The organism is Flavobacterium sp. HSC-61S13, from assembly GCF_024171535.1.
Lineage (GTDB): Bacteria > Bacteroidota > Bacteroidia > Flavobacteriales > Flavobacteriaceae > Flavobacterium.
On the sequence record NZ_JALJZV010000012.1, the window covers coordinates 22,445 to 34,684 of the forward strand.

Annotated in this window: 15 protein-coding genes and 1 tRNA gene; 8 read left to right on the forward strand and 8 right to left on the reverse strand. The window is 34.7% G+C overall.

What is annotated here, in order from left to right; all coding sequences use genetic code 11:
- Positions 1–77: 77 nt before the first annotated feature.
- The 5 genes from secA to L1275_RS11715 form a co-directional block, all read right to left on the reverse strand.
- Positions 78–3,443 (reverse strand): preprotein translocase subunit SecA, encoded by a 3,366-nt coding sequence (gene secA, locus L1275_RS11695; protein ID WP_253473272.1) that lies wholly within the window; start codon positions 3,441–3,443, stop codon positions 78–80.
- 84 nt (positions 3,444–3,527) lie between these two features.
- Entirely contained in the window at positions 3,528–3,749 is a 222-nt protein-coding gene (locus L1275_RS11700; RefSeq protein ID WP_002986941.1) for a DUF2795 domain-containing protein, read from the reverse strand.
- A gap of 134 nt (positions 3,750–3,883) precedes the next feature.
- Positions 3,884–4,462, reverse strand: coding sequence for a cob(I)yrinic acid a,c-diamide adenosyltransferase (locus L1275_RS11705; RefSeq protein ID WP_253473275.1), 579 nt, complete (start codon positions 4,460–4,462; stop codon positions 3,884–3,886).
- 16 nt (positions 4,463–4,478) lie between these two features.
- The gene (locus L1275_RS11710) at positions 4,479–5,168 is read right to left on the reverse strand and encodes an ABC transporter ATP-binding protein (protein ID WP_253473278.1); all 690 of its coding nucleotides are present in this window, start codon (positions 5,166–5,168) and stop codon (positions 4,479–4,481) included.
- A gap of 155 nt (positions 5,169–5,323) precedes the next feature.
- Positions 5,324–5,845: a hypothetical protein gene (locus L1275_RS11715; protein ID WP_253473281.1), complete on the reverse strand. Its 522-nt coding sequence runs from the start codon at positions 5,843–5,845 to the stop codon at positions 5,324–5,326.
- 232 nt (positions 5,846–6,077) lie between these two features.
- On the opposite strand from L1275_RS11715, the gene L1275_RS11720 reads away from it, so the two are divergent.
- A tRNA-Arg gene (locus L1275_RS11720) sits at positions 6,078–6,151 on the forward strand.
- Positions 6,152–6,381: 230 nt separating this feature from the next.
- On the opposite strand, the gene L1275_RS11725 is transcribed toward L1275_RS11720, so the two are convergent.
- From L1275_RS11725 to L1275_RS11735, 3 genes are all read right to left on the reverse strand, one after another.
- Entirely contained in the window at positions 6,382–6,630 is a 249-nt protein-coding gene (locus tag L1275_RS11725) for a hypothetical protein (protein ID WP_253473284.1), read from the reverse strand.
- A 66-nt stretch (positions 6,631–6,696) separates the two neighbouring features.
- On the reverse strand, positions 6,697–7,236 hold the full coding sequence (locus L1275_RS11730; RefSeq protein ID WP_253473287.1) for a hypothetical protein: 540 nt from the start codon (positions 7,234–7,236) through the stop codon (positions 6,697–6,699).
- Position 7,237: 1 nt separating this feature from the next.
- A complete protein-coding gene (locus L1275_RS11735; protein WP_253473290.1) occupies positions 7,238–8,038 on the reverse strand; it encodes an XRE family transcriptional regulator in 801 nt (266 codons plus the stop codon).
- A gap of 443 nt (positions 8,039–8,481) precedes the next feature.
- On the opposite strand from L1275_RS11735, the gene L1275_RS11740 reads away from it, so the two are divergent.
- The 7 genes from L1275_RS11740 to L1275_RS11770 all read left to right on the forward strand — a co-directional run bounded on the left by L1275_RS11740 (position 8,482) and on the right by L1275_RS11770 (position 12,240).
- Complete coding sequence (locus L1275_RS11740; protein ID WP_253473292.1) at positions 8,482–8,715, forward strand: helix-turn-helix domain-containing protein; 234 nt, start codon at positions 8,482–8,484, stop codon at positions 8,713–8,715.
- Positions 8,716–8,809: 94 nt separating this feature from the next.
- The gene (locus L1275_RS11745; RefSeq protein WP_253473295.1) at positions 8,810–8,971 is read left to right on the forward strand and encodes a hypothetical protein; all 162 of its coding nucleotides are present in this window, start codon (positions 8,810–8,812) and stop codon (positions 8,969–8,971) included.
- A gap of 14 nt (positions 8,972–8,985) precedes the next feature.
- A complete protein-coding gene (locus L1275_RS11750; RefSeq protein ID WP_253473298.1) occupies positions 8,986–10,359 on the forward strand; it encodes a hypothetical protein in 1,374 nt (457 codons plus the stop codon).
- A gap of 2 nt (positions 10,360–10,361) precedes the next feature.
- The gene (locus tag L1275_RS11755) at positions 10,362–10,643 is read left to right on the forward strand and encodes a helix-turn-helix domain-containing protein (RefSeq protein ID WP_253473301.1); all 282 of its coding nucleotides are present in this window, start codon (positions 10,362–10,364) and stop codon (positions 10,641–10,643) included.
- Positions 10,627–10,884, forward strand: a complete 258-nt coding sequence (locus L1275_RS11760; RefSeq protein ID WP_253473304.1) for a hypothetical protein — start codon at positions 10,627–10,629, stop codon at positions 10,882–10,884. The genes L1275_RS11755 and L1275_RS11760 overlap by 17 nt, the downstream gene beginning before the upstream one ends.
- On the forward strand, positions 10,872–11,819 hold the full coding sequence (locus tag L1275_RS11765) for a hypothetical protein (protein ID WP_253473307.1): 948 nt from the start codon (positions 10,872–10,874) through the stop codon (positions 11,817–11,819). Before L1275_RS11760 ends, L1275_RS11765 begins: the two co-directional genes overlap by 13 nt.
- Positions 11,803–12,240: a hypothetical protein gene (locus L1275_RS11770; protein WP_253473309.1), complete on the forward strand. Its 438-nt coding sequence runs from the start codon at positions 11,803–11,805 to the stop codon at positions 12,238–12,240. The genes L1275_RS11765 and L1275_RS11770 overlap by 17 nt, the downstream gene beginning before the upstream one ends.

The following is a 12,240-nucleotide window of genomic DNA, read 5'->3' on the forward strand; positions in this document are numbered from 1 at the left end:
CACTGCTCAGTCAATACCCAAAAAAAAAGGGATCGCCTACAATGGCGATCCCTTTTCATATTATATACACTAAAGATTTATTCTTCAACAAGCACCCATTCTCCTGAATTCAACAAAGCTTCTGCTTTTTTAAATTTCATGGTTTCAACTTCTCCTGTCATCACTTTTCTAAGTGTTACGGTATCATTTCTATTGATTTTCGGAGCATCTCTTACGATAGTTTCCTGAACCGGCTGTTGATGCTGCAAGGTTTCTCCCGCTTGATTCTGACGCACTTTTTCAACCGTCTCTTCAATATTCAGCACTTCTTCTTTAGAAATTTGATAGTCATCTGCTTTTCTCACTTCTTTCGGAGCTTCTTGCACCGGTGGGTTCTGTACTGGCAAATCACCTTTCATCAAGAATGAAATCACCTCTTGATTTATATCCCCTAAGGTTTTCTTAAAGAGATTAAATGCTTCAAATTTATAGATTAGCAAAGGATCTTTTTGCTCATGAACAGCTAATTGCACAGACTGTTTTAATTCGTCCATTTTTCTCAAATGTTTTTTCCAAGCTTCATCAATAATAGATAAAGTAATATTCTTTTCAAAATCATTCAACAAAGTCATCCCTTGAGAATTATAGGCCTTCTCTAAATCAGTAACGATATTTAAGTTTTTAAGCCCATCTGTAAACGGAACAACAATACGCTCGAATTGTCCTTTATTATTTTCGTAAACATTTTTAATCACTTTAAAAGCCTCTTCTGCACTACGTACAGATTTCTCTCCATAACTATTAAAAACAAACTCATATAATTTATTCGTCAATTCCCCTTCAGATAGTTTTCTAAATTCATCTTCAGAAAAAGGCGATCCCGCTCCAAAATAACGAATTAATTCAAACTCGAAATTTTTATAATCACCAGCACCTTTACTTTCTACAACTACGTTTTCACAGAAGTCATACATCATATTAGCGATATCCACTTTCAATCGTTCTCCGAATAAAGCGTGTTTTCTTCTCTTATACACTACCTCTCTTTGAGCATTCATTACGTCATCATATTCTAATAAACGCTTACGAATACCAAAGTTATTTTCTTCGACTTTTTTCTGAGCTCTTTCAATTGATTTAGTCATCATAGAATGCTGAATCACCTCTCCTTCTTTAAGTCCCATTCTATCCATAACCTTAGCCACTCGTTCAGATCCGAACAAACGCATTAAGTTATCTTCTAATGAAACATAGAACTGAGAGCTTCCCGGATCCCCTTGACGTCCTGCACGTCCTCTTAACTGACGGTCAACTCGACGAGAGTCATGACGCTCTGTACCGATAATCGCTAAACCTCCAGCTTCCTTAACTTCTTTCGAAAGTTTGATATCCGTTCCACGACCAGCCATATTCGTAGCAATAGTCACTACTCCAGCCTTACCAGCCTCTTCAACGATTTGCGCCTCTTGCTTGTGCATTTTAGCATTCAATACATTATGAGTAATTCCTCTCATTTTTAATGAACGGCTCAATAATTCTGAGATTTCTACTGAAGTTGTACCAATCAAAACCGGTCTTCCCGCTTCTGATAATGCTACTACATCATCGATTACAGCTTTAAATTTCTCACGAACGGTACGATAGATCAAATCTTCTTTGTCAATACGTGATATACCGCGATTCGTTGGAATCTCGATAACGTCTAATTTATATATTTGTAAAAACTCTCCTGCTTCCGTCGTTGCCGTACCGGTCATACCAGATAGTTTTTTATACATTCTAAAGTAGTTTTGCAAAGTTACCGTTGCAAAAGTTTGAGTAGCCGCTTCAATTTTCACGTTTTCCTTAGCCTCAATCGCTTGATGCAAACCGTCGGAATAACGACGACCATCCATGATACGTCCCGTTTGTTCGTCAACAATTAAAATTTTGTTTTCTATAACAACGTATTCTGTATCTTTTTCAAATAAAGTATAAGCTTTAAGCAATTGACTCAAGGTATGAATACGCTCGCTTTTCACTCCAAAATCTTGAAACAAACGCTCTTTCTGCTCCGTTTCCTCGTCTTTAGACAAGTTCATCTTTTCGATACGAGTCATTTCCATTCCGATATCCGGTAAAACAAAGAAAGTCTCATCAGTATCTTGAGAAAGGAATTTAATACCGTTATCGGTCAATTCAACTTGATTGTTCTTTTCTTCAATAACAAAATACAAGGCTTCATCCACTTTGTGCATGTCACGATTGTTATCTGCCATATATTGATTTTCGGTTTTTTGAAGAATTTGTTTTACTCCTTCTTCACTCAAAAACTTAATCAATGCTTTATTACGAGGTAAACTACGGTAAGCTCTCAACAATTGAAAACCACCATCTTTAGTATTTCCTTCGCGAATCAATCTCTTTGCTTCTGTCAAAAATCCATTAGCCAATTTACGTTGTAATTCAACTAAATTGTGAATTTTCGGTTTTAACTCATTAAACTCATGACGATCTCCTTCTGGTACAGGACCAGATATAATCAATGGTGTTCTAGCATCATCAATCAATACCGAATCGACCTCATCGACTATGGCATAATTGTGTTTTCTTTGAACCAATTCTTCTGGTGTATGAGCCATATTATCTCTCAAATAATCGAAACCAAATTCGTTATTTGTACCATAAGTAATATCTGACAAATAAGCTTTACGTCTTCCTGGAGAGTTTGGTTGATGTAAATCAATACAATCTACAGACATACCGTGGAACTCAAAAAGCGGTGCTTTCCAAGCGCTATCACGTTTTGCCAAGTAATCGTTGACCGTAACTAAGTGTACTCCGTTACCAGTCAAGGCATTTAAGTAAAGCGGTAAGGTTGCAACTAAAGTTTTACCCTCACCTGTTTGCATCTCTGCAATTTTACCTTGATGCAATACCACTCCACCGATCAACTGAACGTCGTAGTGAATCATATCCCAAGTCACCTGTTTTCCAGCAGCCGACCAAGTATTTGCCCAATAAGCTTTATCTCCATCAATGGTGATATAAGGTTTTTCTAAGGCAAATTCTTTGTCTTTCTCCGTAACAGTTACTTCAACTGTTTCATTTTCCTTAAAACGTCTTGCTGTTTCTTTCACCACAGCAAATGCTTCTGGTAAAATCTCCATCAAGGTTTTTTCTGTCAAAGCATAAGCTTCTTTCTCCAATGCATCGATAGAAGAGTAAATAGTCTCTCTTTTATCAATATCGTTGGTTTTTTCAATTTCCTCTTTATAGGAAGCAATCTTAGCATCTTTTTCTGCTTTAGATTGTTGAATTTTTTCTTTAAAATAAAAGGTCTTAGCACGTAGTTCGTCATTAGACAAACTTGAAAGCGACCCTTCATAAGATCTAATTTTATCAATTAAAGGCTGTATTTCTTTGATATCTCTTTGCGATTTATCTCCTACAAAAGCCTTTAATATGGTGTTTATGAGATTCATAAATTATGTGTTAATTATATTATACTGTGTGTAAACAAAATTAAATAAAAAAAAAGCCTCTACTGAGACTTTTTCTATTATTATTTAGTATTCATCCTCGTTCCAAAGATAATCTTCGTCGGTAGGATAATCTGGCCATATCTCTTCCATGGACTCATAGATTTCCCCTTCGTCTTCGATGGATTGAAGGTTTTCAACCACTTCCAGTGGAGCCCCTGTTCTAATTGCATAATCAATAAGTTCATCCTTCGTGGCAGGCCACGGAGCATCGCTTAAATAGGATGCTAATTCTAATGTCCAATACATCTTAATCGATTTAAGTTTTTTGCAAAAATAATTTTATTACTGAAATAATCAAGTCTTTTTTATATTTTTTATGATAAAGTTAAGAACATTTATTATATCACCTTAGAAAAGCTCTTAAAAAGCCCCGTGTTTAACTATTCTTTGTCTTGACGAGGAATCCATTTCACTTCCTTTGCGTGCAGGTCAAAAGTCAATTTTCGTGCCAGTACAAACAGATAGTCAGAAAGTCTGTTTAAATACTTCAAAACAAATTCATCTGTCGGTTCTGACTCATTTAATTGTACTGACAAGCGCTCTGCTCTACGACAAACACACCTTGCTATATGACAGTATGACACTGTCGTATGTCCACCCGGTAATACAAAGTGGGTCATCTGTGGCAGATAGGACTCCATGGTATCAATTTCATTTTCTAAAAATTCTATATCAGCTTCCGTGATTTTCGGAATATTCAATCGTTCTTTCCCGTTTTTCAAAATTGCTTTATCCGGGTCTGTCGCCAATATAGCACCAACAGTAAACAATCGATCTTGAATTTCAATTAGCGCTTCCTGATAAAGCACATTGATCTCTTGATCGCGTATCAATCCAATATAAGAGTTTAGCTCATCAACCGTTCCATAACTCTCTATGCGGATATGATGCTTTGGAACACGTGTTCCCCCAAATAAGGCTGTGGTACCTTTATCTCCTGTCTTAGTATAAACCTTCATAAAATATTTTCTTTATTTATTTAATTCTCGTATCGCTCTCTACTACTCCATCTCTTAATCGAATAATCCGATGCGCATGTTCCGCAATATCTTCTTCGTGTGTCACCAAAATAACCGTATTACCATTTGCATGAATCTCATTAAATAATCCCATGATTTCAACAGAAGTTTTAGAATCTAAATTTCCCGTTGGCTCATCTGCCAAGATAATCGACGGTTTGTTTACCAATGCTCGCGCAACCGCAACACGTTGTCGTTGCCCTCCAGAGAGCTGATTAGGCTGGTGATCCATTCTATCAGAGAGTCCAACCTGCTTTAAGACTTCTTCAGCCCTTAAATTGCGCTCCTGTTTCGAATAGCCAGCATAAACCATAGGCAACGCCACATTATCCAATGCAGTCATCCGCGGCAACAGATTAAACGTTTGAAAAACAAAACCAATCTCTTTATTCCGAATTTCCGCCAACTCATCATCATTCATCTTACTGACGTCCTTATCATTTAGATAATACATCCCAGAAGATGGCGTATCTAAACACCCCAAGAGATTCATCAAGGTTGATTTTCCAGAACCCGAAGGCCCCATCAAAGCAACGTATTCCCCCTTTTCAATAATCAGATCAATACCTTTTAAGACATATACTGTTTCACTTCCCAACGGAAAATTACGAGTAATGTCTTGTATTTTGATAATGGGATGTTTCATATATAATTACTTATTATTTCTGACTATAGACCAGTCACCATCGATTCAATTTTCAACAAATCCATCGTTGACCGCATGACCTAAGTCGGAATATTACTCAAATAAACAAAAAATCTTTTACTATTAGTAGAATAAGTAAATTAATTGTTACAGTACTAAAGCCTTATCGTGAAATGCTGTTTCAATTGCTCTTTGCGTACAAATGCCAATCCGAAATAATAAAAATCCATAGTCACTGTAATTTTAGGACTAGACACCAACTGCTGCCAAAAAACCCTTAGTTCGGCAGATTGACAGCGCTTATCAACCAAAACAAAAGCATTATTCCCCAAGCCTCTTAAGGCCTCAATAATTCCTATAGCATCTAACTTTTTCGTTTGGTCGATATAGATCAACTGTATAGTCGTCTCTGAATTCCGCAGAGAATCCACAGAGGAAAAGAATACCGACTGCTGGGCTATTTTACCCGAAACAGGTTGATCCGATAACCAAGCTACTTTTTGAGGCTTGAAATACGCAAATACACGTTCAACAAAAACAGCCTTTTTAGGCATCGTATCCCACACGGGGTTCTTAACATACAAACCTTGCATAATCCAATTAAAGACAAAAGGAGAATGTATGCCGTGCTCATTAGACGATTTTAACCAAAAAGAAAAGTATGCAAAAGGCCTCATAACGCGATTTAAAATTCAGTACAGCAAAAATACAGCTTTAAAAATGCTCGAATGAATTAGCTTCGAAAAAAAACTAAAAAAAATATCATTTTTTATTAGAACCACAACTAACTGATTACTGCAAACTTACCGCACAAAGTCGCGATTTTGCTGGGAAAAATTAAAAAAAACTTTCACTTTAGTTTGTAGATAACGAATTTGTTTCTATATTTGCACTCGCAATAAGCAACAAGGCCTCGTGGCGCAACTGAATAGCGCACTTGATTACGGCTCAAGAGGTTACTGGTTTGAATCCAGTCGAGGTCACTGAGTTATTTTACAATTACTTTATTATTAAGCCCTTACAATGTAAGGGCTTTTTTTTATCCCGACCACATCCCGACAACTCATGTCTTTTAACGCATGAAAACGCATGAAATCTTGTACATATTAAGTTTTTCTATTATCTAGAAACTATCCAATATACACTTTACAAAAAAAACGCCCTGAATCATCAGGGCGTTTTTTTTGTTTATATATACGCTATAACTATTGTATTACTTCTTTTCATATTCCTTTGCTTTAAAACATGGATTCTCTTTTTTATTTATAACCTTATCGTAAAAATAATTAAAAGCTTGTTCATCCACCTTATACAATACCCCTTCACTTCTAACATAATAGTTGTTGTTTTCAACTTCAAAACCTCCGATTTTTTGACAATCGTCAGAACCTCCATCGTCCTTTGAACAAGAAACAACTAACATACCGAACAGACTTATAAATAATAGTAATATTTTTTTCATAATTTATATTTTTTAATCAAATCAAATATATAAATTATAAATTCAGTAAAAATAAGGAAACACGCATTATTCCAATTCTTTATATCTGCGTAAAAATTTATATGGATGATACCCGTCAACTTTTATATAATATTTCTTAACTCCTTCTTTTAAATACGTAACTATATCTAACGTTCTTTCTGTTTCACTAGATCTATCTCCTGCCTTATAAACATCAACAAAACTGTCATTATCAATCCTTGAATCCACTTTAACATAATCCGTGTCTCCCATTAAATCTTTTCTAAAATTCTCAACTTTCTCTTTATCATACCCTAGATAATACACAATAGAACTTATCAACGAATTACTATTTACATAGTAAACAAGACTTTCAGTTTTATCATTTGAGATAAAAATAATATGTGGTAGAGTGTTTTCATCAGGCTTAGGAGATATAATTTTACTAACACTTAAATCTCGCGTTTCAATAAAAGCTGAAATATCACTAACGTCATTAAAAAATATTGGAATACTTAAATAATTAAAATCATTAAACGACAGTTTTTGAGCAATCGATTGATTAATAAAAAAGATAAAGCAAAAACAAGTCAAAAATACTTTCATACTAAAACATTCTTTTAATTACATTGAAAATCTGATGAACATCGTTTATAGGATACTTGATTGGTTTATGCAGCGAATTCCTAGAAGTTAATTCCAAAGTACCAGTTTCTGAACAATAACCTGAAATATCTTTGTGATAAATACCAGTACTCGTAACCAAGATCATTCCGTACTTAGTTTTACGAAATCCACCATCCCACAAATGTCTTCCTACTTCACGAGCGAGAACATCTGCCTTATCTGGAGTGTCATCTATACCACCACCATTCATACTATCTCCTGCGGTTCTAAAACCTAAATAATTACCACGACCAACATGATCAACCGTAAAGGTAATTTTCTCAAATTCATCTAGTAACTTTTGATCATCCTGGTAAACCTCCAAATAACTCGCATAGGCAGGAAATGGGACTTTTGCGACTTCCATCTTAATACGTCCATTTGGTAACAGAAAAAACTTATTACCATTACTGTTTGTTACTACCTCGATTTTATCATCATCCAATGTATCATCCGTAATAACTACAGTATTTGCTTCCTCAAATTGAGAACTCTCTTTCTTCGTAGCAAACATCTCTCCTCTTCCCGTCAACTGCCATTCTACATCGATTGAATACAAATCACAAAGACGCAATATAATATCAATACCTACATGCATTCTTCCGCCGATAATTTCAGATAAAGAATTTGGTTTTATACCTAAATCCCTAGATAATGACGCTTTTGATTTTACATCGCCTTTCAAAATAAGGCTATCAACAGTATCTATAAACCTCTGACTAACAACACTTTTAGTATCCATAATGTATTTTAATACAAATATTCTGTATAAATATTTTGATATACAGATTTTCTGTATATATTTGTAATCGTTAAGCAAATGTGAATACATAAAACTTAACCGTTCATTGAAAAACCTGTTAAGGTTTTTTATTTATCAAGCAAATAACGAGTACAGCCCTGCAAGTCTCTCAATTCGTGTAATTAAGAGTATTGGTGAAATTCCATTTATGCAACTGACAATACGTTCGATAACTTGAAAAGATAAAGAGCCGACCGCCACAGAGGGCGGAAGTACTCTTCAAATATTACTACGTTGTTCAGAAAATATGAAAAACGCACTAAAAAATAAAATCAAAAAACTTGTCTTCCAAACTTATTTATACGATTTTATAGTGCAAATATACATATTTTCTGTATAACGTGTACGTACACGTATATAAAATATTAATAATTACACCAAAAATGACAAAAATTTTAAAAGTTGTCTCAAAAAACAAGGCATGTGAGATTTTGAATGTCAAACACACCACATTTTACAATTTGTATAGAGGCAAAATTCGCTTTTTTAAGGAAGGAAAAAATGTATGGTACTATTTAGAAGATGTTGAGAAAGTCAAAGAACAATTTCAAACAGTCCCGCAAGAAATTAAGACAAAAGAACGAATTGCTACACAGAAATTTCAAATAGTAGATTAAATATGTTAGAGTACATTATTTATCCATTAGGTGCAATTGTAGGAATACTATTCCTAATCGGATTGTTTTTTTCAACTGATCAAAAAGAATAGTTATGAATCCGAAACTTATCGAAGGGCACTGGACCATAAATGGAAAAAGATACCCGCAATTAACAGAAGCCGAAAGACTAGCGTTTAACGGCTTTTTTCATACCACAAATTTAGTGTATGAAGAACTTTATGCGGAAAGACACCGCAAAGTAGTGTTGAATTAAAAAACCCTTTAAAAATGTCAGTAACAAAAGAAATAAAAAAAGAAGAAGTCTTCAACCTCGATTTGTTCAGAGTTGAATCTATTAAAGAGATACAAGGAAAAAAGGAGCTTCAACTACAGATAGTAAAAGACAATCCTTACATTGTTATCACAGGCAACGAGACTTTTACCGAAGCTAAGAAAAACCGAACAAACTTAGTAACCGCAAGAACTTCTCTAGTAAAAGAAAAAGCTTCTGTAATAAAAAAAATCAAAGAAGTAATCACTATTCCAGTCGGACAGACTTATGATCATCTTATCGAAATTACTAAGCCGCACGAAGAGAAACAACAACTTGAAGTTGACCGCTGGGAAAATATCAAGGAAGCAGAACGTAAGGAGAAACTTAGAAAAGAACAGGAACGTAAAGACAAACACTTAAGTAACATCCGCTCGATTGTTTCTTTTAATACGGAAAAAATCAAAAATTTGACCTACGAGTCTAGTTTAACTTTTGAAGTAAAAGCGATATTGGATGATATCGAAGTTTCTTACGAAATATTTGAAGAATTTGGCACTACCCTACTTAGCGAATTAGAAGCTCTAAAATTTACACTTTCAACTCGAAAAGATACTTTAAAAGAACAGGAAGAAATTCGATTAGAAAAACTCAAACTAGCTAAAGAGCGGTTGGAGCAAAACAGAATCCAAAAAATAAAAGATTCTATTACTGAATTTTACACCACTTGGACGGTTGCTTTTTCTAAGATGACATTTGCTCAGATAGCTGATACAAAAGAAAACTTTTTAGCAGTAGCAATACACTGTGAAGAATTCCAACCTGAATTTGCTGAAAAAAGAGCCTTACTCGTTAAAGATTTTGAAGCAAGAGAGGTGGTGTTGAAAGAACAAGAGAAACAAAGACTTGATCTTGAAAAACAAAAGGAGCAACAAGCTAAAATCGCAGCTAAAAACAAATTAGCACAAGACAAGATTGATGCGGGAAACAAAGCAAAACAAGACAAGTTAGATGCTAGCCAAGCTATCTTGGATACCCAAAAAAAAGAACTGAAAATTGAAAAGGATAATCTTTTAAAAGAGCAACGAATCCTTGTCTTAAAAGAAATCGGTTTTGATGATGATTTAGCATTAGATCTTCCACATCTTAAAATTATTTTTCCGGAAGAAGATCTATTAACAACGGACGAAGAATTTAAAGATTTTATACTAGACTTAAGATATAAAATCCTTAACCCTCCTACTCCAACTATGGAAGTAGATTACGAAGAGCCGGCATTGAATGAAACACAAGAAGAATCTAAGCTGTTCTTAGAAAGCTTCTGTGATTTCTGTATCAATAATCACGGTACGATTTCGAAGGAATACATTGTCGAATTTTTAAAGCAATAACGATGGCTTGTTTCTTACAAATTGAATTGAGCGATGAGCAACTGAGAACAATCGCGTTGCACATTCAAAAGGAAAATAAAATGGATCAATTCTTCTTGCCTAAAACAAGAGACGAAGAATTATCGGAAGAAGTTTTAACACTTAAACAAGTATCCGAATTAACTAAAGTTAATACGCGCACACTTCTCTCTCATATTAAGTCCGACCTTCTAAAAGCTCACAAAGTAGGCTCACAATGGCGAGTTACAAGAAAACAACTAAAAGATTATGCCGAAGGAATCTAATTTCTGCTATACCGACCATGATTCGGAAGCAATCGCACATTTAGAGCATGAGCAATACCAACAATTACCAGCGGCTATTAATTACGGAGAAACAGAACTTCGGATAATTATTAACCTTACAACAAAGCAATACTGGGTAAGCTGCAAGGTTTCTCTAAATCACAACACAAGAATAGCTCAAGGTTACAATAAAACAATTAATTACAAACCCTTAGATCAAATAAGAAAATGGGACAGATAGCTATATCAGAACAACAACAATTAGTTTCTATTGAAATGAACGCGCAAATTACGGCTGTTCTTTCTAACAAAATGCAAGACTTTCAAAAAGCTTTTGTGATGGCAGGAGCAATTGAAAGAATCCGTGAATTATTAACGCCAGAAGTAATGAAACCTATAATGGCATTACAAGGTTCAAAACTTGGATTTAGAACCGACAAAGATAAAAATGAAGGTTACACAATGCCAGAAGTAAAAGAATGTTTAATCGAATCCTTACTTTTAGGACTACAGCCATACGGTAATGAATGGAATATCATCGGAGGTAACATGTATCCAACTAGAGAAGGATTTGGTTCGTCACTCGCTAAAATTGAGGGTTTAAGATATAATATATCTTATCCTAAAATTATCCAAAGTCAAGACAAACTAACTGCCAATGTTGTATGTAAAATAGATTGGCAACTTAACGGAGACAGCAAAACACAAACAATAGATTTTCCGGTCAAATCTAATGCTTATGCAACAGCAGATGCTTTAATTGGTAAAGCTGAAAGAAAATCAAGAAGATGGCTTTATAATCATATCAAAGGAACCGATATTTCAGATGGAGATGCAACGGATGTAGATTTTTCAGTTGTTAGTTCTAAGCCCTTGAATAAGGAAGGAATTATTCAAGAAAAGGAAAAAAACAGATTAAAATCACATATTGAAAAAGCAACAAAGCTTTCAATCCTTCATCAAGTAAAAACGCTAATTCCATCTGATGATTTAGAAATTCAAGAATTGTATTCGGACAAAGAAGATATACTTGCGGTTGAAGCAATCCAGGGAGTACAAGATCTTGAAACTCTTTCAAAATTAAGTCCGCTTATTGAAAAAGACGAGCATATCATCATGTTAGACGACAAGAAAAAAGAGCTAGAGCAAAAAGCTAAGAATGCTAAAAAAGCATAAACTCAAAGAGTGTCACAACCCAGATTGCTCAAATACTTTCAAACAGTATAATTCATTACAAAAATACTGCTCCCCTACTTGTCAAAAGACACACGCTAAACCAAAGCGTATAAACAAGGTTTCCAAAAAACGCAAAGAGGATAACGAAATCTATTCAATTATCCGATTAGAATTCCTTTCGAAAGAATACAATCAAATCTGTTTTATCGAAGAATGCAACAGACCCGCTACGAGTGTAGAACATACTCGTGGTAGAATCGGCTATGCTGATGATTGGGCAAGAGAAAACGATATAACTCTTTTTCTCGATGTGCGCTTTTGGAAACCTTGTTGTATAGAACACAATCTCGAACTGGAGAACAATTCCGAGTTATCAAAAAAACATCAACTAAGCCGAATTCACGGCGGCAAAAAAACATAA